20 protein-coding genes are annotated in these 22,285 nt (G+C 71.7%); 10 read left to right on the forward strand and 10 right to left on the reverse strand.

Annotation, left to right across the window (positions count from 1 at the left end):
• Nucleotides 1-18: 18 nt before the first annotated feature.
• The 4 genes from galK to ASD90_RS02975 are packed head-to-tail and all read right to left on the reverse strand — an operon-like array spanning nucleotide 19 to nucleotide 5,103.
• Entirely contained in the window at nucleotides 19-1,203 is a 1,185-nt protein-coding gene (galK, locus tag ASD90_RS02960; protein ID WP_056751434.1) for a galactokinase, read from the reverse strand.
• A complete protein-coding gene (gene galT / locus ASD90_RS02965; protein ID WP_056751435.1) occupies nucleotides 1,200-2,327 on the reverse strand; it encodes a galactose-1-phosphate uridylyltransferase in 1,128 nt (375 codons plus the stop codon). The genes galK and galT overlap by 4 nt, the downstream gene beginning before the upstream one ends.
• Nucleotides 2,327-3,103 (reverse strand): DeoR/GlpR family DNA-binding transcription regulator, encoded by a 777-nt coding sequence (locus ASD90_RS02970; protein ID WP_056751438.1) that lies wholly within the window; start codon nucleotides 3,101-3,103, stop codon nucleotides 2,327-2,329. The genes galT and ASD90_RS02970 overlap by 1 nt, the downstream gene beginning before the upstream one ends.
• Nucleotides 3,104-3,105: 2 nt before the next feature.
• Nucleotides 3,106-5,103, reverse strand: a complete 1,998-nt coding sequence (locus ASD90_RS02975) for a beta-galactosidase (protein WP_056751440.1) — start codon at nucleotides 5,101-5,103, stop codon at nucleotides 3,106-3,108.
• A 362-nt stretch (nucleotides 5,104-5,465) separates the two neighbouring features.
• On the opposite strand from ASD90_RS02975, the gene ASD90_RS02980 reads away from it, so the two are divergent.
• From ASD90_RS02980 to ASD90_RS02995, 4 genes are read left to right on the forward strand one after another with little or no spacing between them, the layout of a single operon-like run.
• Entirely contained in the window at nucleotides 5,466-6,818 is a 1,353-nt protein-coding gene (locus ASD90_RS02980; protein WP_056751443.1) for an ABC transporter substrate-binding protein, read from the forward strand.
• 16 nt (nucleotides 6,819-6,834) lie between these two features.
• Nucleotides 6,835-7,728, forward strand: a complete 894-nt coding sequence (locus ASD90_RS02985; protein ID WP_056751446.1) for a carbohydrate ABC transporter permease — start codon at nucleotides 6,835-6,837, stop codon at nucleotides 7,726-7,728.
• A 1-nt stretch (nucleotide 7,729) separates the two neighbouring features.
• Nucleotides 7,730-8,647 (forward strand): carbohydrate ABC transporter permease, encoded by a 918-nt coding sequence (locus ASD90_RS02990; RefSeq protein ID WP_200958521.1) that lies wholly within the window; start codon nucleotides 7,730-7,732, stop codon nucleotides 8,645-8,647.
• A gap of 1 nt (nucleotide 8,648) precedes the next feature.
• Nucleotides 8,649-10,850 carry an alpha-galactosidase gene (locus ASD90_RS02995; protein WP_082588441.1) on the forward strand — a complete coding sequence of 734 codons (2,202 nt, stop codon included), beginning with the start codon at nucleotides 8,649-8,651 and terminating at the stop codon, nucleotides 10,848-10,850.
• A gap of 7 nt (nucleotides 10,851-10,857) precedes the next feature.
• Here ASD90_RS02995 and ASD90_RS03000 read toward each other — a convergent pair whose 3' ends face one another.
• On the reverse strand, nucleotides 10,858-11,379 hold the full coding sequence (locus tag ASD90_RS03000) for a Fur family transcriptional regulator (protein ID WP_235506365.1): 522 nt from the start codon (nucleotides 11,377-11,379) through the stop codon (nucleotides 10,858-10,860).
• Nucleotides 11,380-11,411: 32 nt separating this feature from the next.
• Between ASD90_RS03000 and tdh the strand changes: the two genes are divergently transcribed.
• From tdh to ASD90_RS03020, 4 genes are read left to right on the forward strand one after another with little or no spacing between them, the layout of a single operon-like run.
• On the forward strand, nucleotides 11,412-12,449 hold the full coding sequence (gene tdh, locus ASD90_RS03005; protein WP_056751453.1) for an L-threonine 3-dehydrogenase: 1,038 nt from the start codon (nucleotides 11,412-11,414) through the stop codon (nucleotides 12,447-12,449).
• Nucleotides 12,450-12,460: 11 nt separating this feature from the next.
• On the forward strand, nucleotides 12,461-13,132 hold the full coding sequence (locus tag ASD90_RS03010) for an alpha/beta fold hydrolase (protein ID WP_056751456.1): 672 nt from the start codon (nucleotides 12,461-12,463) through the stop codon (nucleotides 13,130-13,132).
• Nucleotides 13,129-13,506: a YrdB family protein gene (locus ASD90_RS03015; protein WP_056751459.1), complete on the forward strand. Its 378-nt coding sequence runs from the start codon at nucleotides 13,129-13,131 to the stop codon at nucleotides 13,504-13,506. The genes ASD90_RS03010 and ASD90_RS03015 overlap by 4 nt, the downstream gene beginning before the upstream one ends.
• A 9-nt stretch (nucleotides 13,507-13,515) precedes the next feature.
• Entirely contained in the window at nucleotides 13,516-15,078 is a 1,563-nt protein-coding gene (locus ASD90_RS03020; protein ID WP_082588442.1) for a Na+/H+ antiporter, read from the forward strand.
• A gap of 7 nt (nucleotides 15,079-15,085) precedes the next feature.
• Here the strand turns inward: ASD90_RS03020 and ASD90_RS03025 are convergent, their stop codons facing one another.
• Nucleotides 15,086-15,466, reverse strand: coding sequence for a hypothetical protein (locus tag ASD90_RS03025; RefSeq protein ID WP_056751464.1), 381 nt, complete (start codon nucleotides 15,464-15,466; stop codon nucleotides 15,086-15,088).
• Between the two features lie 144 nt (nucleotides 15,467-15,610).
• Here ASD90_RS03025 and ASD90_RS03030 point away from each other — a divergent pair, with 144 nt between their 5' ends.
• A complete protein-coding gene (locus tag ASD90_RS03030) occupies nucleotides 15,611-16,171 on the forward strand; it encodes a dihydrofolate reductase family protein (RefSeq protein ID WP_056751469.1) in 561 nt (186 codons plus the stop codon).
• Here the strand turns inward: ASD90_RS03030 and ASD90_RS03035 are convergent.
• The 4 genes from ASD90_RS03035 to ASD90_RS03050 all read right to left on the reverse strand — a co-directional run bounded on the left by ASD90_RS03035 (nucleotide 16,161) and on the right by ASD90_RS03050 (nucleotide 20,893).
• Nucleotides 16,161-19,244, reverse strand: a complete 3,084-nt coding sequence (locus ASD90_RS03035) for a CHAT domain-containing protein (RefSeq protein ID WP_056751472.1) — start codon at nucleotides 19,242-19,244, stop codon at nucleotides 16,161-16,163. The two genes, ASD90_RS03030 and ASD90_RS03035, sit on opposite strands and share 11 nt — an antisense overlap.
• Nucleotides 19,245-19,247: 3 nt before the next feature.
• Entirely contained in the window at nucleotides 19,248-20,075 is an 828-nt protein-coding gene (locus tag ASD90_RS03040) for a caspase family protein (RefSeq protein ID WP_056751477.1), read from the reverse strand.
• A gap of 128 nt (nucleotides 20,076-20,203) precedes the next feature.
• Entirely contained in the window at nucleotides 20,204-20,452 is a 249-nt protein-coding gene (locus ASD90_RS03045) for an SCO4226 family nickel-binding protein (RefSeq protein ID WP_056751479.1), read from the reverse strand.
• A gap of 195 nt (nucleotides 20,453-20,647) precedes the next feature.
• Nucleotides 20,648-20,893, reverse strand: coding sequence for a pyridoxamine 5'-phosphate oxidase family protein (locus ASD90_RS03050; protein WP_056751486.1), 246 nt, complete (start codon nucleotides 20,891-20,893; stop codon nucleotides 20,648-20,650).
• Nucleotides 20,894-21,037: 144 nt separating this feature from the next.
• Here ASD90_RS03050 and ASD90_RS03055 point away from each other — a divergent pair, with 144 nt between their 5' ends.
• Nucleotides 21,038-22,231, forward strand: a complete 1,194-nt coding sequence (locus tag ASD90_RS03055) for a glycine C-acetyltransferase (RefSeq protein WP_056751489.1) — start codon at nucleotides 21,038-21,040, stop codon at nucleotides 22,229-22,231.
• Nucleotides 22,232-22,285: the final 54 nt, after the last annotated feature.

The following is a 22,285-nucleotide window of genomic DNA, read 5'->3' on the forward strand; positions in this document are numbered from 1 at the left end:
CCTAGTGAGCGCGCAGCCTCAGCGGTCGCGGTCGGCGGAACCCGACGCGGTCACCGTGAACGACACCGGGGGCGTGAAGCCCTCGGCCTCGAAGGCTGCCGTGACCGCCGCGGTCACGGCGTCGGCGTCGGAGGCGCGGACGATGGCGATGCACGAGCCGCCGAAGCCGCCCCCGGTCATCCGGGCACCCAGTGCACCGTGCGAGCGGGCCGTCTGCGTCGCGACGTCGAGCTCCTCGCACGACACCTCGTAGTCGTCGCGCAGCGACGCGTGCGAGGCGTCGAAGAGCCGCCCGACCTCGTCGAGGTCGCCGCGCTCGAGAGCCGCCACGGTGAGCGTGACGCGCTCGATCTCGGTGACGACGTGGCGCACCCGGCGCCGCACCTCGTCGGACCCGAGCCGCCCCAGGGCGGCCTCGAGCCCGGCGGGGTCGATCTCGCGCAGCGTCTCGACGCCGAGGTCCTCGGCGGCGGCTTCGCAGGCCTCGCGCCGGGCGGCGTACTGCCCGTCGACGAGCGCGTGCTCGGCCCTGGTGTCGGTGACGAGCAGGACGTAGCCCGCCGAGTCGAGGTCGAAGGGGACCTGGCGCGTCTCGCCCGACCGGCAGTCGAGCAGGAGCGCGGCGGCGGCGGCGCAGAGCAGCGAGGCCGACTGGTCCATGCCGCCCGTCGGGGCGCCGGCGATGACGTTCTCGGCCTCGACGCAGCGTGCGGCGAGGCGTGCGCGGCCCTCGGCCGAGCCGAGCAGGTCGAGGTCGAAGAGGTCGCTCGCCGCCGCGGCGACGGCGCACTCGAGGGCCGCGGAGCTCGAGAGGCCCGCACCGAGCGGCACGGTGGAGTCGACGAGGACGTCGAGACCGTCGACGTCGAGGCCGTCGCGGCGCAGGGCCCAGAGGACGCCCGCGACGTAGGAGCCCCAGCCACCGGGCTGCTCGGGCGAGATGTCGTCGAGGGCGACCTCGACGACGCCGTCCTGCTGGGCGGAAGCCATCCGGAGGACGCCGTCGTCGCGTCGGGACACGGCGGCATACGTCCGGTGCGGCAGGGCGATCGGGAGGCACAGGCCGCCGTTGTAGTCCGTGTGCTCGCCGATCAGGTTGACCCGGCCCGGCGCCGACCACACGCCCGCGGGGGCGTCGCCGAACCTCCGCTCGAACGCGCGCCACACCGACTCGACGACCTCGTCGGGGGTGCGCTCGCTCACCGGGCGACCTCGCGCAGGCGGGCAGCCGCCTTCTCGGGCGCCACGTCGTTGACCCAGCCACCGACGCCGGACTCGGAGCCGGCGAGGAACTTCAGCCGCCCCGGGCCGCGCAGCACCGACATGAGCTGCAGGTGCAGCCGCGAGACGTCCCGTCCGGTCCTGGCCGGGGCCTGCTGCCACGCGGCGATGTAGGGCAGCGTGACGGGCGAGCCGTCCTCGGCGACGTAGTAGCGGTCGAGGCGACCGAGCAGGTCGCGGTAGATGACGGCCAGCTCGTCGCGCTCGTCGTCGTCGAGCGCGACGAGGTCGGGCACGTCGCGGTGGGGGGCGAGGTGCACCTCGACCGGCCAGCGCGCCGCGAAGGGGACGTATGCCGTCCAGTGCGTCCCCGAGACGACGACCCTCGAGCCGTCGGCGCGCTCGGCGGCGAGGATGTCGGCGCCGAGGAGCCGGCCCGTGCGCTCGTGGTGACGGCGGGCCGCGTCGAGCAGCGCCTTGGTGCGGTCGGGCAGGTAGGGGTAGGCGTAGATCTGGCCGTGCGGGTGCGGGAGCGTCACGCCGATCTCGCGGCCACGGTTCTCGAAGGCGAAGACGTGCTCGACGTCGGGCAGGGCGCCGAGGGCCGCGGTGCGCTGCGCCCACGTGTCGATGACGGTGCGCACCCGGTCGACCGGGAGGTCCTTGAACGACGACTCGTGGTTGCTCGTGAAGCACACGACCTCGCAGCGGCCGACAGCCGGACGGGTGCCGAAGATCCCCGTCGGGTCGGGGACGTCGGCACCGAGGGAGGTGACGGCATACGACGGGAAGCGGTTCTCGAAGACGACGACCTGGTAGTCGCGCTCGGGGATCTCGGACGGCGCCGAGCCGTGCCCGGCGGGGCAGAGCGGGCACTCGTCCTTGGGCGGCATGAAGGTGCGGTGCTGGCGGTGCGCGGCCACCGCCACCGAGTCGTCGACGAGGGCGTCGTGGCGCAGCTCGCCCGACTGGACGCGCGGCTCGACCGGGCGCGGGTCCACGGCGGTGCGCTCGGGCGTGCCGGGCTCGTCGACGTAGATGATCTCGCGCCCGTCGGCGAGGTGCCTCGTCGTGAAGCGGGCGGCCGTCCGGCTGTCGGTGGGCATCATGCCTCCACGATCTCGAGGGAGCCGACGCTCTCGCGCGCAGCGTCTCGCGCGCGCTCCGGGAAGGCGTTGTCGGTGACGAACAGGTCGACGTCGGCGAGGTCGGCGAAGGTGCTGAGGCCGATGGTGCCCCACTTCGAGGAGTCCGCGAGCAGGCAGACGTGCCGGGCCGACGCGACGAGGGCGCGGTTGGTCTCGGCCTCGACGAGGTTGGGTGTGGTCAGGCCCGTGCGGCCGTCGACGCCGTGCGCGCCGAGGAAGAGCAGGTCGACGTGGAGGTTGCGCAGGGCCGACACCGCGACCGGGCCGACGAGGGCGTCGGAGGGCGTGCGCACCCCACCGGTCAGCACGACCGTCTGGCCGGGCGCTCCCGACTCGTGGAGCAGCTGGGCCACCGGCACGGAGTTGGTGACCACCGTCAGCTGCGGGATGTCCTTGACGGCGCGGGCGAGCTCGTAGGTCGTCGTGCCGGCCGAGATGCCGATGGCGCTGCCGACCTCGACCCGCTGCGCGGCAGCGCGGGCGATGGCCTGCTTCTGCGCGAGCTGGAGCAGGGACTTCGCCGAGAAGCCGGGCTCCTCGCTGCTCCGGGTGCCGCCGAGCGCCAGGGCGCCGCCGTGGACCCGCTCGAGGAGGCCGTCGGTCGACAGGCGCTCGATGTCGCGACGGATCGTCATGTCCGAGACACCGAGGCGCTCGACGAGGTCCGAGACCTTGACGGCACCCGACTCCTCGACGAGCTCGAGGATGACGGACCGCCGCTGGCTGGCGAGCATCGTCAGTCCTCCCTGAGCACGGCCACGCCACCGGGGGCGAGGCGGACGCTGCCGTCGACAGGGGCGTCCGCGACGAGGTCGTACCCACTTGCGGTGATGGTCTGCTCGGCACCGGTGTGGTTGAGCAGGAAGAGCCACGAGCTGCCGCCGCCGCGGCGCCGGGTCGTCTCGACGCCGCGGGGGAGGTCCGCGACCGTCGGCTCGACGCCGGCTGCGTCCAGGACGTCGTCGAGAAGGGCGCCCAGGGTGGTGTCGTCCGGGAGTGTGCTGACGTACCAAGCGGATCCGGCGCTGCCCGTGCCCGCGCGACGGGTGACCGCGGGTCGGCCGGTGAGCGGCCCGGCGGCATACGTCGCCAGCACGTCGGTGCCGGGGAGGGCGGTGACGTCCTCGCTCCACCACGTGCCGGTGCCGTGGGCGAGGGCGACGCTCTCGTCGGGGCCGAGCGGGAAGAACTCCTCGACGCGCACCCCGAGCAGGTCGCGGAACGCGCCCGGGTAGCCGCCGAGCCGGACGTGGTCGTTGTCGTCGCTGATGCCGGAGAAGTACGTGACGAGGACCTCAGCGCCGGCCTCGGCGGCCGCGGAGACGGCGGCCGCGTGCGCGTCGGTGACGAGGTAGAGCTGCGGCACGACGACGAGGGCGTATGCCGTGAGGTCGGCCGACGGGTGCACGACGTCCGCCGTGACCCCGCGGTCGTGGAGCGCCCGGTGGATCGCCTGCGCGGCGGTCAGGGCGTCGAGCTCGGAGCTCGGCATGCAGGGCCCCTCGGCGGCCCAGATCGCTTGGTAGTCATGGAGGATCGCGACGCGGGAGTCGACGCGGCTGCCGACGAGCTCCCCGAGGCGACCGGCGATGCGGCCGAGCTCCTCGACCTCGCGGAAGCGGGCGCTGTCGGGGCCGGCGTGCGGCACGAGGGCGCTGTGGAACTTCTCGGAGCCGGCGCGCGACTGGCGCCACTGGAACCAGCCGATGGTGTCGGCGCCGCGGGCCACGTGGGCGAGGGCGTCGCGGATCGTCTGGCCGAAGTCCTTGGCGTGGTTGGTCGGCTGCCAGTTGACGGCGCTCGTCGAGTGCTCCATCAGCATCCACGGCGCGCCGTCCGCGAGGCCGCGGGTCAGGTCGCCGCTGTAGGCGAGCTCGGCGCGCGGGTGCTCGAGGGCGTCGACGATGTAGTGGTCGGTGCTGACGACGTCGACGGTGGGGGTCCACTGCGAGTAGTCGAGGTGGCGGAAGTGGTCGAGCGTCATGAAGTTCGTCGTCACGGGGACGCCGGGGGAGAGCTCGTCGAGGACGGCCCGCTCGGCCCACATGTGGTCGAGGAGGGCATCGGAGCTGAAGCGCTTGTAGTCGAGCACGTGGGTCGGGTTGTTGAACGTCGTCGACCGGCGCGGCGGGAGGATCTGCTCCCAGTCGGTGTAGCGCTGGCTCCAGAAGGCCGTGCCCCACGCGTCGTTGAGCACCTCGAGCGTGGTGTAGCGACGTCGGAGCCAGGTGCGGAAGTGCCGGGCGCACTCGTCGCAGTAGCACGGCAGGTTGTGGCACGCGTACTCGTTGGACACGTGCCACATCGCGAGGGCCGGGTGCTCGTGGTAGCGGGTCGCCAGCTGCCGCGTGAGGGCGACGGCGTACTCGCGGAAGACCGGCGAGGTGGGGCACCACGTCTGCCGGCTGCCCGGCCACAGGGTGTGGCCGTCGACGTCCACCGGCAGGATCTCCGGGTGTGCGGCCGAGAGCCACGGCGGCGGGGTCGCGGTCGCGGTCGCGAGGTCGACGGCGATGCCGCCGGCGTAGAGCTTGTCCATGATCGTGTCGAGCCACTCGAACGCGTACTCGCCCTTGGCCGGCTCGAGCCAGCTCCACGAGAAGATGCCGAGGCTGACGAACGACACGTTGGCGCGCCGCATCAGCTCGATGTCCTCGTCCCAGACGTGGCGGGGCCACTGCTCGGGGTTGTAGTCGCCACCGAGTGCCAGGGTCTTCGTCGGCCATGAGCGCATGGGACACAGGGTGTCTCCTCGTTCGACGCGATGTCAACAATTTCAAACACATCGGACGTGGCGATGTTCGGACGTCGCGTGGCGGTCTCGCGCTGTGGGACGCCGCAGGGGCCGATGTCCGCCGTCCGGCGACGTGGCCTCGCAGAGGGCGCGAATCCCTTTACAACGGTGTAAAACCGGAGGTCAGCGCTGTTTCGAGGTCTCGGTTCGGTCGCGGACGTCTGTGGGTCTGGACGAATCCCTTGACAGCGCCACCGGGCGCCGACATCCTCTGTTTGTTGTTGAAGGTTTCTGGTGGCAGATGTTCGACTCTGTCGCCTCCTGTCGACAACGAACCCGGCACAGCGTCAAAGGAGACCGCAATGACCCGCCCCTCGAGCGAGGCCGAGTACCTGGCCCGCATGGTTCCCCCCTCCGTCCGCGGCGTCGACCGTCGGACCCTGCTGCGCGGCGCCCTCGGCGTCGGCACCCTGCTCGGAGCGGGCGGCCTCGCCGCGTGCAGCTCCGACAGCACGGGCAGCACCGGCGTGCCGACGGGGGCCGTCACCGGCACCGTCACCGTCGGCTCCAACCAGTCGGACGCCGTGCCGAAGGCCGCCGTCCAGTCCTACATGGACGCCTTCTCCAAGGCGAACCCCGGCACGACGGTCAAGATCAACACCGTCGACCACAACTCCTTCCAGGAGAACATCAACAACTACCTGCAGGGCTCGCCCGACGACGTCTTCACGTGGTTCGCCGGCTACCGCATGCAGTTCTTCGCGGAGAAGGGCCTCGTCGGCGACATCTCCGACGTGTGGAAGAACATCACCGGCATGCCCGACGCCCTCAAGAAGGCCTCGACCGCCGCCGACGGCAAGCAGTACTTCGTGCCGATCACCAACTACCCGTGGGCAGTCTTCTACCGCAAGAGCGTCTTCCAGGAGAAGGGCTACGAGGTCCCCAAGACCCTCGATGACCTCAACGCCCTCGGCGCCCAGATGAAGAAGGACGGCCTCGCCCCGATCGCCTTCGGCGACAAGGACGGCTGGCCCGCCATGGGCACGTTCGACCAGATCAACCTGCGCGTCAACGGCTACGACTTCCACGTCAGCCTGATGGCCGGCAAGGAGGCCTGGACCGACCCCAAGGTCAAGAAGGTCTTCGACACCTGGGCCGGCATCCTGCCCCTCCACCAGGCCGACTCGCTCGGTCGCACGTGGCAGGAGGCGGCGCAGTCGCTCCAGCAGAAGAAGTCCGGCATGTACGTCCTCGGCTCCTTCCTCGCCCAGCAGTTCAGCAAGGGCGCCGAGCAGGACGACCTCGACTTCTTCACCTTCCCGGAGATCGACTCGACGATCGGCACCGACGCCATCGAGGCGCCCATCGACGGCTACATGATGAGCGCCAAGCCGAAGAACGAGGGCGCCGCCAAGAAGCTGCTCAAGTACATCTCTGAGCCCGAGGCCCAGCTGCTCGCGCTCAAGGCCGACCCGAGCGTCATCGCCACGAACCAGACGGCCGACACGAGCGGCTACACGGCCCTGCAGAAGAAGTCGCTGGAGTACGTGAAGTCGGCCAAGTCGATCGCGCAGTTCATGGACCGCGACACCCGCCCCGACTTCGCCTCGACGGTGATGATCCCGGCGATCCAGAGCTTCATCAAGAACCCGAAGGACATCGACGGTCTCCTCACCAGCATCGAGGCCCAGAAGAAGAGCATCTTCGGTTCCTGACGGGAGGCGAGCCGCCATGGCGAGCAAGCGCAAGTACAGAGGTATCGACCAGCTGTCGACACGCGACAAGGTCGTGGTGTCGTTCATGGTCATCGTGCCGACCCTCATCGTCCTGTGGCTCGTCTGGCTGCCGGCGATCGGCTCGGTCCTGCTCTCCTTCACCAACTGGGACGGGATCGGGCCGCTCTCCGGCATCAAGTCGGTGGGCCTGCAGAACTACCGGGACATCGCGACGATCTACCCGCCGTTCTGGCCGGCGATCCAGCACAACCTGATCTGGCTCGCCGTGATGTTCCTCGTCGCGACCCCGCTCGGCATGCTCTTCGCGGTGCTCGTCGACCGAGGCGTGGCCGGCACGCGGTTCTACCAGACGAGCATCTACCTCCCGGTGGTGCTGTCCCTGGCCCTCATCGGCTTCATCTGGCAGCTGATCTACTCGCGTGACCAGGGCCTGATCAACGCGATCACGGGTGGCACGACGGACTGGTACGGCGACCCGAACGTCAACCTGTGGGCCGCGCTCGTGGCCGCGAGCTGGCGCCACGCGGGCTACATCATGCTGCTCTACCTGGCCGGCCTCAAGGGCGTCGACCCGTCGTTGCGCGAGGCGGCCAAGATCGACGGTGCCAGCGAGTCGCAGACGTTCTTCAAGGTCGTCTTCCCGGTCATGCGGCCGATCAACATCATCGTCCTCGTCGTGACCTTCATCGAGTCGCTGCGTGCCTTCGACCTCGTGTGGGTCATCAACAAGGGCCGCAACGGCCTCGAGCTCATCTCGACCCTCGTGACACAGAACGTCGTCGGCGAGGCGAGCCGCATCGGCTTCGGGTCGGCGCTCGCGACGATCATGCTGCTCATCTCGAGCGTGCTCGTCTTCGTCTACCTGCGCATCGCCATGAAGGAGGACTGACATGTCCGTCACCGCCGACCCGGTCCAGGAGCGCAGCGAGGCACTGCTCAAGCCGCGCGAGGGGGGCCCGCAGTCCGGCCGTCGCTGGCTGCTGCCGGTCATGCTCACCCTGATCTCGCTGATCTGGCTGTTCCCGCTGCTCCTCGCCCTCGTCAACTCGTTCCGCGACTACGCCTTCACGGCGAAGAACGGCTACGTCTCGTGGGGCGGCTTCACCTTCGACAACTACACGAACGCGTGGCAGCAGGCCGACTTCGGCCTGCACTTCATGAACTCGGCGATCATCACGATCCCCGCGGTCATCCTCACCCTGTTCCTGTCGTGCTGCGTGGCGTTCGTCGTGGCGCGCTTCTCGTACAGGTTCAACCTCGCGCTGCTGGGCTTCTTCCTCGCGGCGAACCTGCTGCCGCCCCAGGCGCTGCTCATCCCGGTCTACCGGATGTTCCGCGCCATCGAGGTGCCGCTGTGGATCAGCGACTCGGGCACCCTGCTCAACAGCTTCGTCGGCCTGATCCTCGTCAACATGGCCTTCCAGATCGGCTTCTGCGCCTTCGTGCTGAGCAACTACATGAAGGCGCTGCCGAAGGAGCTCTACGAGTCGGCCGTCATCGACGGTGCGAGCGTGAGCCGGCAGTTCTTCCAGATCACGCTGCCGCTCTGCCGTCCGGCCCTCGCGGCGCTCGCGGTGCTGCAGACGACGTGGATCTACAACGAGTTCTTCTGGGCCACGGTGCTGCTCCAGCAGGGTGACAAGTTCCCGGTGACGAGCTCGCTCAACAACCTGCGGGGCCAGTTCTTCACCGACAACAACCTCGTGGCCGCCGGGTCGATGATCGTCGCGATCCCGACCCTGGTCATCTTCTTCGTGCTCCAACGACACTTCGTGGCCGGCCTGACGCTCGGCGCGACCAAGGGATGACGTGACCGACCTGACCGACCAGTCCGCACCGTCCACCGTCCACCTGGAGTCCGCCGGGACCGCGCTCGTGCTCGAGCCGCGTCCCGGCGGCTCGGGGCTGCCCGAGGTGGTCCACTGGGGCCCCGCGCTCGAGGGCGGGGCGAGCACGTATGCCGCCCTGTCCGCCGTGACGACGGCGCCCGTCACCCACAGTGCGCTCGACGTGCCGTGGCCGCTCACCGTGCTGCCCGGCGAGGCCGACGGCTGGTCGGGCACGCCCGGCTGGTCCGGGCACCGGGCCGGTGCCGCGGGCGCCGTGCGCTGGGGCGACGTGACGTGCGATGCCACCGACGGCGCCGTCGTGACGCGCGCGAGCTCGCCGGACGGCATACGCCTGGAGGTGCGGCACGCGCTCGACGAGCACGGCGTGCTCCGCGTCGACGCGTCGGTGACCAACACGAGCGACGAGACCGCACCCCTCGACGTGTCGGCGCTGCGGGCGATCCTGCCGCTGCCCGTGCGCGCCGACGAGGTGCTCGACCTCACCGGCCGCTGGTGCCGCGAGCGCTCACCGCAGCGCAGCCGACTCGACCACGGCACCCACCTGCGTGCGTCGCGCCGCGGGCGCACCGGGCACGACGCGACCCTGCTGATGATGGCCGGGACGACCGGCTTCGGCTGGCGCTCCGGTGAGGTCTGGGCCGTGCACACCGCGTGGAGCGGCAACCACGAGCACCTCGTCGAGGCGCTGCCCGAGGGCGCCGGGCGCCACCACGCCGTCATCGGCGGCGGCGAGCTGCTCGCTCCCGGCGAGGTGCGCCTCGCGCCGGGGGAGTCGTATGCCGCCCCGACCGTCGTCTTCGTCCACTCGACCGACGGCCTCGACGGCCTGTCCCGACGGCTGCACCGCAGCCTGCGCGCCCGTCCCGCTCACCCGTCGCGCCCGCGCCCCGTCGTGCTCAACACGTGGGAGGCCGTCTACTTCGAGACCGACCTCGAGCAGCTGAAGTCCCTGGCCGACACGGCCGCCCGCATCGGGGTCGAGCGCTTCGTCCTCGACGACGGCTGGTTCGGCGGCCGGCGGCACGACCGCGCCGGGCTCGGCGACTGGGTCGTCTCGACCGACGTGTGGCCCGACGGCATGGGCCCGCTCGTCGACCACGTCAAGGGCCTCGGTCTCGAGTTCGGGCTGTGGTTCGAGCCCGAGATGGTCAACGAGGACAGCGACCTCGTGCGCGAGCACCCCGAGTGGGTGCTGCGCCCGGCTGCCGGCTCGCCGCGCGAGTGGCGCTGGCAGCAGCTGCTCGACCTCACCGACGACGACGCCTCCGCCCAGCTGCTCGAGCGGATCAGCGGCCTCGTCGCCGACATCGGCATCGACTACATCAAGTGGGACCACAACCGCGACCTCCTCGAGGCCGTGCACACCGTCGACGGCCCGTCCGGTCGGCTCGTCGACGCCCCCGCCGTGCACGCGCACACGCTCGCCTTCTACCGGCTCCTCGACGACCTGCGGGCCCGCCACCCGCGGCTCGAGATCGAGTCGTGCAGCAGTGGCGGCGCGCGCGTCGACCTCGCCGTGCTCGACCGCACCGACCGCATCTGGACGAGCGACTGCAACGACGCCCTCGAGCGTGCGAGCATCCAGCGCTGGACGAGCCTGCTCGTGCCGGCGGAGCTCATGGGCACTCACGTCGGCCCGGCGACCGCGCACACGACTCACCGCACGGTCGACCTCGGCTTCCGCATGCTCATGGCCCTCCAGGGCCACGCGGGCCTCGAGTGGGACATCACGCAGTGCTCCGACGACGAGCTCGAGGCGCTGACGGCGTGGACGGCGCTCGCACGCGAGCTGCGGCCGCTGCTGCACACCGGTGACCTCGTGCGGTCCGAGAGCCCCGACGGGACCGTGCTCGTGACGGGCACGGTCGACGCGGACCGCCGCCGGGCGGCCTACACGGTCGCCAGGCTGGTGACCGGTCGCGACGCGGTGACCGGGGCGCTGCCCCTGCCGGGCCTCGACCCCAGCCGGTCGTATGCCGTCCGCGTCCGTCCCGAGGCCGGGCTCCCTGCCGTCGTGCAGAACACGCCGCCGTCCTGGTGGGACGGGGCGCTCGGCGACGACGGCGTCGTCGTGCCCGGTGCCATCCTGAGCCGGGTCGGGCTGCCGGTCCCGGTGATGGGCCCTGCCCAGGGCTACCTCCTCGACCTCCGGGCCGTCTGACGGTCGGTCAGGGGGTCCGGCAGTCGCGGCAGGTGCCGAGCAGCGCGGCGTGGCCGGTGTCGAGGACGAAGCCGAGGTCGTCGCGCAGCCGCGCTGCGACCCCGTCGAACACGTCCGGTGCCACGTCGAGCACACGCCCGCAGACGTGGCACTGGACGTGGGCGTGCCCGTGCTCGTGGTGGTGCTCGGGCTCCGGGTCGGCGAGGTGGTAGACCGTGGCCGACCCGCCGAGGTGGACGTGCGAGAGCACGCCGGTCTCGGCGAGCGAGGTCAGCGTGCGGTAGACGGTGGCCCGGTGGACGCTCGGCTCGACGTCGGCCACCCGCGTGCCGATCTGCTCGGCCGTGAGGTGCTCGTCGGCGAGGCCGGCGGCGTCGAGGACGTGCAGGACGGCATACCTCGCCGGGGTGACGCGCTCACCGGCGGACCGCAGCCGCGCGACGGCGGCGGCCACCCGGGGGCTCAGTGCGGGGCTCGGTGCGGGGCCCGGTGCGGGGCTCGGTGCGGGGCTCTCGGCGGAGGGGGGCACGCTCCCATTATCGGCAGTGGCAGACTCTCCCCGTGCGCGCACTCACGAAGCTGACCGCAGGCCCCGGCCTCTCGCTCGTCGACCGTCCCGAGCCCGAGTGCGGGCCCGCCGACGTCAAGATCCGCGTCCTGCGGGCGGGCCTGTGCGGCACCGACCTGCACCTCGCGGGCTGGGACGACTGGGCCCAGTCCACCGTCAAGCCGCCGCTCGTCATCGGCCACGAGTTCTACGGCGAGGTCGTCGAGGTCGGCGAGGACGTCACGGGCGTCTCCATCGGTGACCGCGCGTCGGGCGAGGGCCACATCGTGTGCGGCCGCTGCCGCAACTGCCGGGCCGGCCGACGCCACCTCTGCATCCGGACCGAGGGCATCGGCCTCAACCGCGACGGCGCCTTCGCCGACTACGTCGTCATCCCGGCGAGCAACGCGTGGATCCAGCCCGCCGACCTCGACCCCGACCTCGGTGCCGTCTTCGACCCGCTCGGCAACGCGACCCACACCGCCCTGCAGTGGCCGATGGTCGGCGAGGACGTCGTCATCACCGGCGCCGGCCCGATCGGCGTCATGGCGGCCGCGATCGCGCGCCACGCGGGCGCCCGCTACGTCGTCGTCACCGACGCGAGCGACTACCGCCTCGCGCTCGCCGAGCACGCCGGCGCCGACCTCACGATCAACGTGACGCGCGAGAGCCTCGCCGACGCGCAGGCCCACCTCGGCATGAAGGAGGGCTTCGACATCGGGCTCGAGATGTCGGGTGCCGCGCCGGCCGTCACCGACATGATCGCCAACATGAACCACGGCGGCCGCATCGCGCTGCTCGGCCTGCCGCACCAGTCCTACGAGCTCGACTGGGGCAAGGTCATCACCCACATGATCACGCTCAAGGGCATCTACGGCCGCGAGATGTACGACACCTGGTACGCCATGTCGCAGATGATCGCGACGTCCGAGCGCTTCCGGTCGGCCGTCGCGCAGGTCATCACGCACCGCTTCCCCGCCGAGCAGTGGGAGGAGGCCTTCGAGACCGCCCGGTCCGGCCAGTGCGGCAAGGTCGTCCTCGACTGGAGCTGAAGGGCTCTCGTATGCCGTCCGCTCCCGACCCGGGTGACCGCCCCCGTCCGCTCGTCCTCCTCCACGGCCTCGGCCAGTCGCCGATCGCGTGGCAGGACTTCGTGTCGGCCTACGGCGCCGGACGCCCGATGACGGCGCCGTGGATGAAGGGCCTCAAGCCCAAGGACCCCGTCGGCTTCGACCTCGGGGCGGCAGCGTCCGGCGTCGCCGACGAGCTCGAGCTGCAGGGCGTGCGGCAGGCCGACTTCGTCGGGGTGTCGGTCGGCGCGAGCGTCGCGCTGCGCCTCGCCGTCGAGCGGCCTGAGCTCGTCGGACGGCTCGTCCTCGGCGGCGCGCTCGTACGGCCCGGCAGGGGTGCGCTGCGGATGCAGCGCCTCGCCATGCGGCTCGTGCCGGAGGGCCGGCTCGTGGACGCGGGGGTCTCGCGTCCGCGGATGCTCGCCGTGCTCGACGCGCTCAAGGGCTTCGACGGCACCGAGTCGCTGCGCACGGTCACGGCGCCCGTGCTCGTCGTCGCCGGGTCGAGGGACAAGGCCGGGATCGCCGCCGCGCAGGAGCTGTCGCGGCACCTGCCGACCGCCCACCTCCAGGTCATCGACGGCGCCGGAGCCCTCGTCAACACCGAGTCGGCGCGCGAGCTCGCGGACCTCACGCACGCCTTCCTCGACGAGCCGGACCCGTGACCGCGCGCTCCGTCGCCGGCGTCAACGCGAATGACGTCGTGGCCTTCGGCGTCGAGGTGCTGGCCGTCGTCCTGCTCGCGGTCTGGGGAGCCACGCTCGGGACCACCACCGCCGCCCACGTGCTCGGCGGGGTCCTCGTACCGACGGCCGCCGTCACCCTCTGGGGACTCTTCGCGGCGCCACGGGCCGTCGTGCAGGTGCCCGTGCTCGGCGTCCTGACGAAGGTCGTCGTGCTCGGTGGTGCGGTGGGTGCGGCCTTCGTGGTCCTGCCGGTCGCGTGGGCGCTGGTCGTGGCTGGACTCGTCGTCGTCAACACCGTGCTCACGTGGTTCGGTCCCTTCGCGCACCGGGGCGCGGGTCCGTCCTCGTTCTAGGGTGCGAGGGTGGACGGACGTGTGCTGGCCCTCGTGGTGGTGGTTGGCATCATCGTGCTCACTCCGTTGGCCGACCGGATCCGGGTGCCGCAGCCGGTCCTGCTGACGATCTTCGGCCTGCTCCTGGCGTGGGTGACGCCGGCCAACCCGCTGTCCTTCGACCCCGCTCTCATCCTCCCCGTCGTCCTGCCCCCGCTGCTCTTCGCCGCGACCCAGCGCACGACCGTCAACGAGTTCAGGGAGCACGCCGGTGCCGTCTTCGTGCTCGCGGTCGGCCTGACCCTGGCCACGGTGGCCGTCGTGGCCGTCGTGGCCCACGCGGCGGGGCTGCCCTGGGCGGTGGCCTGGGTGCTGGGTGCCATCGTGTCCCCACCCGACCCGGTCGCGGCGACGGCCGTGGCTCGTCGGCTTCGTCTGCCGCACCGGCTGGTCACCATCCTCGAGGGCGAGGGGATGTTCAACGACGCGACGGCCCTCGTCGCCTACAAGGTCGCCATCGTGGCCGCGGTGACGGGCGACATCACCCGGGCTGAGGTGGCGGTCGAGCTCGTCGAGGCGGTCGTGCTCGGCGTGCTGGTCGGGCTCGTGCTCGGACATCTCTCCACCATCGTGCTGGGCCGCATCCACGACGGCTACACCGAGACGACGGTGACCGTGCTCGTGCCCTTCGTCGCCTACGTGGGTGCGGAGCACCTCAACGGGTCAGGCGTGCTGGCCGTCCTCGTGCTCGGTCTCTACCTGCGCACCTTCGGACACGACGCCACCACCTCGGCGGGCTGGCTCCTCGGCCGCGCCGTCTGGTCGTTCTCCGACTTCCTCATCACCAGCCTCGTCTTCGCGCTGCTGGGCTTCGAGCTCGTCGCGGTGATCCGCTCCACCGAGACGAGCTCGGGAACCATGGGTCTGGCCGCCCTCGTGGTCGGCACGATCATCGTCTTCCGGGCGGCCTGGATCTATCCGGCCGCGTGGCTGGCCCGCTTTCGGGCCCGGCGTCGCGACTCCCCCCTGCCCACCGGCTGGCGGGAGTCGACGGTCGTCGCCTGGGCGGGCATGCGCGGTGTCGTCACCGTGGCCACGGCCGTCGCGCTGCCGACCGTCGTCGCGACGGGTGAGCCGCTGCCCGCCCGCGACGAGGTGGTCACCGTCGCACTCGTGGTGGTGCTGGTCACCCTCGTCGTGCAGGGCCTGACGCTGACCCCTCTGACGACGTACCTCCGCGTCGGCAGCGACGTCGACGAGACGGCCGAGATCGCGCAGCTGCGGATGCGCGCCACCACGGCAGGTCTGGCCCGGATCAGGCAGGAGGAGGCGTCCCTCGACGAGGACGTCCGTCGTGCCGCGATCGCGCAGTACGAGGGGTACCTCTCGGCGCAGGAGACGATCGCCTCCGCCCGGGCGCGCGACGACGAGCACGCCCGACGGGGAAGGGCACTCGAGTCCGTCCTGCGACGTGCCAGCGATGCCGAGCGCCGGCACGTGCTCGACGCGCGTCGACGCGGTGACGTGAGCGCGGCGAGTGCCGACGAGGTCCTGCGCGACATCGAGAACCGGGCGTTGCGGGACTTCGACTGACCGGCTCTCAGCAGAGGTTGATGCCACCGGCGTCGAGCAGCTTGGCCACGACCTGCTCGTCGCTGACGGCCGGGACCATCCAGTCCTTGCCGGCCACCGACTTCACGCCGGGCTTGCACTCGAAGGTGCTGACGCGACGGTCGAGCTCGACGGACTGGTCGTAGAACGCGGCCTCCACAGGCTTGCCCTGGGCGCCCGTGCACGTGATCCGGTGGTCGGCCAGCGACCCCTCGGAGTCACCGCTCGACGGGCAGACGAGCTCGGCGACGACGGCCCAGCCGGGGTGCGCGGCGGCCTCGGGCGACGAGGCCGGAGTGCTGCCACCGCAGGCGGCGAGGGGGAGGGCGAGGGCGGCCGTGGCGCAGGCGAGGGTCAGGCGTCGGAGCACGAGAGCGTTCCCTGAGGGTGGGGGATGGAGGGGGGTCGCGCCCGGGGTGGCCGGACGCAAACCCCGGTCATGCTAGACCTCGGTCCGGCCCCGGACCCACTCGAACCGGGTGCCCTGAGCGTGCACGAGTGACAGAGTCAACACATGGCTCGCCTCATCTACACGACCATCGCCTCCCTCGACGGCTACGTGAACGACGCGAGCGGAGGATTCGAGTGGGCGGCCCCCGACGCCGAGGTGCACGCCTTCGTCAACGACCTCGAGCGCGACGTCGGCACCTACCTGTGTGGCCGTCGCCTCTACGAGGTGATGGTCTACTGGGAGACCGCCCCGACCGACGACCCCGACGGCGACATCGGGCACGACTACGCCCGCATCTGGCAGGCCGCCGACAAGGTCGTCCACTCCCGCACGCTCGGCGCCGTGACGAGCGCGCGCACCACGCTCGTGCGCGAATTCGACCCCGAGTCGGTCGCCCGGTTCGTCGCCTCGGCCGACCGCGACGTCAGCATCGGAGGGCCCACCCTCGCGGCCGTCGCCCTGCGAGCCGGCATCGTCGACGAGCTGCGGTTGCTGACGGTGCCCGTCGTCGTGGGCGGTGGCACGCGGAGCCTGCCGGACGGCATACGCCTCGACCTCGAGCTGCTCGACCAGCGCCGTTTCGCCGCGGGCGCGACGTACACGAGGTATGCCGTCAGGCGGTGACCGTGCCCGCCGTGTCGTCCGTGCCGGTCGGGGGTGCGTCGAGCGCCACGAGGCCGTCGCGCAGGGTCTGGAGGAACTCGACCCGGCGCTGCGCCTCGGTGCCGGCCATGACGATGAGGAAGTCGACCTGGTCGCGGACCTGGCGCAGCTGCTCCTCGCTGCCGAGGTCGCTCGCGCGCCGGTAGAGGTCGAGGGCGTCCTGCGCCTCCTCGGCCGTGGCCCGCGGGCTCCACAGCGCGTCGAGGACGAGCAGGTCGGCGTAGACCGTGACCGTCCAGAACGTCGGGGCGAGGTAGGCCTCCTCACGTGCGGGGCCGAGCGACTCGCCGATGAGCCGTCGCGCCTCGGCCCGGTCGAGCATCGCGCGACCCTCGACCGGCCGCCAGCGCAGGGCGAGCTCGGCAGCGAGCCAGTTGGCGAGGGCGCCGTGCCGACGCCGGTCGGTCGCACCCGACGCGGTGCGCGCCGCGGCGTACCACTCGGACATCTTCGTCAGGGCGTCGTGGGTCTGCGACCAGTCGCCCGCCCGCGTCGAGCCGGGCCGGTCGGGACACGTGACGAGGGCGAGCCGCTTGTAGGCGCTCGCGACCCGCCAGAGCCGGTCGATGCCGACGCCGCCGGACGGCTCGTGGGCGTCGCCGGGCAGGAAGGCCGCGCGTTCGGGCGCGTGCTGACCCAGGACGAGCGACGCCGGGTTGTCGAGGAGCGAGCGCAGCCGGTCGATGGCCGACTCGATCGTCGCGACCGCGTCGTCGACGGCGTCCTCACTCGCGGCGGCCGCCCGGACCACCTGGTCGATCCAGACCTCGAAGTCGCGCACGGTCAGGGCCGCCCCGCCCCGCTCGAGGGTCTGCTCGAAGTACTGCGTGGCGTGGGCGAAGTCGCCGAACTTGTTGTACGTCCGGGCGATGAGCACCTGGAGCGCGTCGTCCTCGCGGTCCTCGGGGGACAGCGCCTCGTAGAGCTCGCGCAGGCGGTCGAGCCCGAAGCGGGTGTTGCGGCTGACGTCCACCGACTGGCCGAGGTTCTCGATCTCGACCCGCGCCTGCTCGGCGCTCGCGGGTGCGCGGCGCACCGTCGTGGCGCGGTGCACGGCCGCGTCGGGCGCGAGCCGGTAGTCCGGGTCGCCGTAGCACTGGTAGGCACCCCACGTGTTCACGGCGGGGTGGTCGTTCCACGTCTGCCAGCGCGCGGCGGCGATCGCCTCGCCGAACGTCAGGCCGGAAAGCAGCCGGTCGTAGAGCGTCGCCGCGAAGGTCGACGCGGCCGCGTCGTCGACGGCCCAGCCGCACGCGACGACGGCTCGCACGCCGATGTCGATGAGCTCGGTCGCGAAGCTCGCCGCGAGCCGGTGGTAGTTGCCGGTGTGCTCCGTCGGAACTCCCGGGCCGCCCGTGCCCCCCGGACCGACGGGCCCGCTCGGGCCCATCGACCCGAGGTGGCAGCAGTTGACGACGACGAGCTCGGGCACCTGCCGCATCTGGCCGACCTCGCCGGCGGTGAGGTACATCCCGTTGCCGAGCACCATGCCGGTGACCGTGGCGTCCGTGCCGTCGCCGAGCGGCCACTCGAAGACGCCGTGACCGGCGAGGTGGACGACCCGGTACGACGTGGCGAAGAGGGCCTGGATGACCTTGGTGCCGCTCTCGGCGATGAGGGGCTCGGCGTCGAACCCACTCTGGCGCAATGCATCCGCGACACCTCGGGCCTCCTTCTGCGCGGCCGGGAGGGAGCTGAGCCCGCTCGCGGTGTCGCCGACGACGAGGGCGCGGCTGCTCGTCGCCGACAGCACGTGGCTGCGCATCGACGAGCCCTCGAGCTGGCGCACGAGGCCGCGGCGCACCCCGAGCGGTTCGCGGTCCTCCTCCGTGCCGTGGTCGTCGAGCAGCTCCCACGGGTAGTGCGCCGAGCCGCGGTCGACGAGGAGCACGAGGTTGTCCGTGTCGGGGGCCTGCGCCTTGAGGTCGTTGGGGAAGAGCAGCTCGAAGAGCGTGCGGGAGGCCGACGGGTCGGGCGACGGCGAGTCGACGAGCGACTCGACGAGCCGGTCGACGAGGGCGCGCTGGGTCGGCACGGTGCGCGTCGGCGTGCCCGCCCGGCGCATCGACGCCTCGAAGGTGAGGCCGCCGTCGGCCTCGCTGCGCACCCGCACCTGCTGCCACCAGCCGGTGGGCTCCTGGAAGAGCAGCCGGCGCTGGCGGCCCGGACGCTCCTCGAGGCGGAGGTCGGCCGTGAAGGAGTCGGCGAGCTCCCCGCTCGTCAGCGACGACCCGAGGGCCTCGACCGCCTGGAGCGCGCGGTCCTGCCACAGCTCGATGATCTCGAGCTCGGCGATGTGCACCCCGAGGTCGGTGTCGGCGAGCCGGTCGTTGGCGCGCTGCACGCCGGTCAGCAGGGCCTGCACGCTGTCGCGCACGGGGAGGCCGCCCTGCCCGGTGCCGATGAGCAGGCTCGAGAGGCTCAGCTGCCGCACCTCGGTGCTCGTCGCCGAGGCGCCCGCGGTCAGGTGGCCGAGGGCCGAGGTCAGCACCGCGTGGGCGGTGGCGCGGGCCAGCGACGCGGCGCTCAGGCCGCCGATCGGACCGAGCCCTGCGACGACCGCCCCGGGAGGGCGCGTCCACTCGTCCGGGTCGGTGAAGACCTGGCACGTCTCGATCGGGCCCGGGTAGATGCCGAGCAGCGCGGCGCGAGAGAGCCGCCCGTCGAGCAGCTCGTCGAGGGCGCCCTCGCCGCCGACGAGGGTGCTGCCCGGGTAGTGGCCGACGAGGACGTGGTGGCGGGCGAAGCGCAGGTCGCCGTGTGAGATCCGGACCCGCGTCAGCGGCCGCGACGGGTCGACGTCCGAGTCGTCCGAGTCGTCCGAGTCGTCTGGGTCCACCACGACCGGTGCGACCGGTGAGGCCGAGGCGACCGGCTGGGCGCTGGGCGGGTCCGGCAGCGGCTGCTCGGGGAGGACACGTGCCTCCTCGACGGCCGGGACGGCATACGGCTCCGGCTCGGCCGGCGGCGCGGGGTGCCCGTTCGGCGACGGGTCAGGGTCTGCCGGGGGCGTGCTGCCCACGAGGGCCGACACGGCTCAGCCCGCCCCGGACAGGAAGGTCTCGTCGAGGCGTGGGGCTCGGCCCTCGAGCTGCGGCACCTGGTCGTAGTTGCCCTGCAGGCCGGCCAGGGTCCGGGTGTGGAGGGCTCGGTAGGTCGACTGCGGGTCCTCCCGCATGGCGCGCACGAGGTAGTAGGTGAGGGCGCCGTTGTAGTCGCCGTCGATGTGGGCGTCGGCGGACGTCTGGTTGTCGCGGCACCCGCTGACGAGGGTCTCGGCGATGTCGACGACGTGGACGTCCTCGTCGCGGCGGCGACGTCGGGCGCGACGCGGTGTGCCCGTGAAGCCGCCACCGCGGGTCTCGTCGTCGGGGTTGGGCAGGAAGCGCGAGACGACCTCGGGCGGCGGCCCGCCGAGGAGCACCGGCTCACGCGTGTTGCTGCCGGAGTGGCAGCAGTCCATGACGACGGTGAGCGACGCTCCGGGGTCGAGCCGGTCGAAGGTCGTGCGGAGCCAGTCGTCGGTGAGCGGGTCGTTCCAGTCGAGGTCGTGCGGGCACAGGATCTCGTCCCGATGGTCGGTCGTCTCGTCGCCGTCGGTGTCCGGGACGTTGGAGCCGTGCCCCGAGTAGTGGAGGTAGAGCACGTCACCGGGCTTGGCCGAGTCGACGAGGTCGGCGATGCCGTGCGTCATCGCGGCCTTCGTCGCGGCGCCGTCGAGGAGCATCGTGATGTCGGACTCCGCGAAGCCGTAGAGGTCGGTCAGGGCGGCGGCGATGTTGTGGACGTCGTTGACGCACCCGCGGAGGTTGGCCCCCGGGATCGCGTACTCGTTGACCCCGATGAGCAGCGCGCGCTTGGACATGGTGGACTCCTTCGCCCCGGGCCGCGCAGTGGGCGCGACGGCCCCTGCGATCCAGTGTTCTCCTGCGGGGCTGCTGATACAGCCGGTTCAGGAGGAACGTCTGGGGCTGGTCCTCGGGGTCCGCCCGCTCAGGCCGTGACGGTGATCTCGTGGATCTCGTCCGCCGGGTGGCCGGTGCGCTCGTGGATGCGCCTCACGGCGTCGGCGCTCGGTCCCTCGGAGAGGCAGAACACGTGGCCGCTGTTGGGGTCGGCCCAGGCGTGCTTGAAGACCACGCCCTCGTCGTCCTGGATGTCGAGGTCGGCCTGGTGGGCCTCCATCAGTGCTTGCGACGTCACACCCGGCATGTTGGTGTGAACGTCCATGAACTCTGGCATGTGATCGCCTCGCTGGATCGTCGATCCCCCGAGGAACGGATGCGACCACGCTACGCCGGGTCGCGTCCTCCGGCAGGAACTTCGGCGAGGTCCTTCAGGCGCTCGCCGCGTCCTCCATGGCCCGCTCGATCGCACTCGGGAAACGCGTCTCGAAGTCGAGGATCGCGACCCATTCGGGCCTGACGAAGACTCGGCTCAGGGCATCTCGTCCGTGTCGATGGACACCGCCACGCGGTCACCGTCCCTGAGGACCTTCATCTTGGGCGCATCTGGTGGCGTCCCGAACACGAGCTCCTCACCGTTCCAGTGGAACCCGATCGGCACCACCCGTGGTGACCCGTCGGTCCACGAGTACGCCAGGCGCGCGGGCAGCCGAGACCGCAGCAACCGCTGCGCCACCTCGTCCTCGAGCAGTGCGAGGCTTCCCTGTCGTGTCGTCATGACCCTCACTCCTTCCTCCCACCCGCGGACGCGGGCGTGCTTCCAGCGTCCTCCGACGCCGCGCAGGACGTCAGCGGTTTCGCGAACGTGGCCGGGCATACGCTGGGTGGCGCCACACGCCTCACCGACCCGCGAAGGACACCGATGTACGGCTCAGTCAAGGACGAGATCGCCGCGACGCTGCAGGAGATCAAGGACGCCGGCCTCTACAAGAACGAGCGGGAGCTGACGTCGCCGCAGTCGGCGCACGTCACGACGCTCAAGACGGAGGCGCTCAACTTCTGCGCCAACAACTATCTCGGTCTCGCCAACGACCCGGGCGTCGTCGCAGCCTCGAAGCAGGCGCTCGACGAGTGGGGCTTCGGCATGGCGTCGGTGCGCTTCATCTGTGGCACCCAGACGCTGCACACCTCGCTCGAGCACCAGATCAGCGAGTTCCTCGGGACCGAGGCGACGATCCTCTACTCGTCGTGCTTCGATGCGAACGGGGGCGTCTTCGAGGTGCTCTTCGGGGCCGAGGACGCCATCATCAGCGACGAGCTCAACCACGCCTCGATCATCGACGGTGTGCGGCTGTCCAAGGCGATGCGCTACCGCTACAAGAACGCCGACATGACCGACCTGCGGGTGCAGCTCGAGGCGGCCCACGATGCCAACGCGAGGCGGACCGTCGTCGTCACGGACGGCGTCTTCTCGATGGACGGCTCGTACGCCCCGCTCGACGAGATCTGCGACCTCGCCGACGAGTTCGGGGCCCTCGTCCTCGTCGACGACTCCCACGCCGTGGGCTTCGTCGGTGACGGCGGCCGCGGCACGCCCGAGCTCTTCGGCGTCATGGACCGCGTCGACATCATCACGGGCACGCTCGGCAAGGCCCTCGGCGGTGCGTCGGGTGGCTACGTCTCGTCGCACCAGGAGATCGTCGACCTCCTGCGCCAGCGCTCGCGGCCCTACCTCTTCTCCAACTCGGTGGCGCCGTCCGTCGTCGCGGGCTCCATGGCCGCGCTCGAGCTCGTCGAGAGCTCGGCCGAGAAGCGCGAGACCCTCAAGGCCAACACGGCGCTCTTCCACTCGCTCATGACCGAGGCCGGCTTCGAGCTGCTGCCGGGCACGCACCCGATCCGCCCGGTCATGTTCCCCGGCGAGGACGGCGCCCGTCAGGCCGCGCAGATCGCCGACCACATGCTCGGCAACGGCGTCTACGTCATCGCCTTCAGCTTCCCCGTCGTCCCGCGCGGGAAGGCGCGCATCCGCGTGCAGCTCTCGGCGGCGCACTCCGAGGCCGACGTACGCGCGTGCGTCGACGCCTTCGTGGCCGCCCGGGACGCCGTCGGCTGAGCTCGTCGGACGCTCGCCTCGGTGTCACCGGGTCCGGCGCGTGCACCTGCGTCA

Source organism: Terrabacter sp. Root181 (genome assembly GCF_001428505.1).
GTDB lineage: Bacteria > Actinomycetota > Actinomycetes > Actinomycetales > Dermatophilaceae > Terrabacter.

Coding starts and splice junctions, on each gene's coding strand:
- ASD90_RS03040 (WP_056751477.1), bottom strand. CDS start 20,075: ATGTCCAAGCGCGCGCTGCTCATCGGGGTCAACGAGTACGCGATCCCG.
- ASD90_RS02990 (WP_200958521.1), top strand. CDS start 7,730: ATGTCCGTCACCGCCGACCCGGTCCAGGAGCGCAGCGAGGCACTGCTC.
- ASD90_RS03050 (WP_056751486.1), bottom strand. CDS start 20,893: ATGACGACACGACAGGGAAGCCTCGCACTGCTCGAGGACGAGGTGGCG.
- galT (WP_056751435.1), bottom strand. CDS start 2,327: ATGCCCACCGACAGCCGGACGGCCGCCCGCTTCACGACGAGGCACCTC.
- ASD90_RS03030 (WP_056751469.1), top strand. CDS start 15,611: ATGGCTCGCCTCATCTACACGACCATCGCCTCCCTCGACGGCTACGTG.
- ASD90_RS02970 (WP_056751438.1), bottom strand. CDS start 3,103: ATGCTCGCCAGCCAGCGGCGGTCCGTCATCCTCGAGCTCGTCGAGGAG.
- ASD90_RS02985 (WP_056751446.1), top strand. CDS start 6,835: ATGGCGAGCAAGCGCAAGTACAGAGGTATCGACCAGCTGTCGACACGC.
- ASD90_RS02980 (WP_056751443.1), top strand. CDS start 5,466: ATGACCCGCCCCTCGAGCGAGGCCGAGTACCTGGCCCGCATGGTTCCC.
- ASD90_RS02975 (WP_056751440.1), bottom strand. CDS start 5,103: ATGCGCTCATGGCCGACGAAGACCCTGGCACTCGGTGGCGACTACAAC.
- ASD90_RS03010 (WP_056751456.1), top strand. CDS start 12,461: ATGCCGTCCGCTCCCGACCCGGGTGACCGCCCCCGTCCGCTCGTCCTC.
- ASD90_RS03055 (WP_056751489.1), top strand. CDS start 21,038: ATGTACGGCTCAGTCAAGGACGAGATCGCCGCGACGCTGCAGGAGATC.
- ASD90_RS03045 (WP_056751479.1), bottom strand. CDS start 20,452: ATGCCAGAGTTCATGGACGTTCACACCAACATGCCGGGTGTGACGTCG.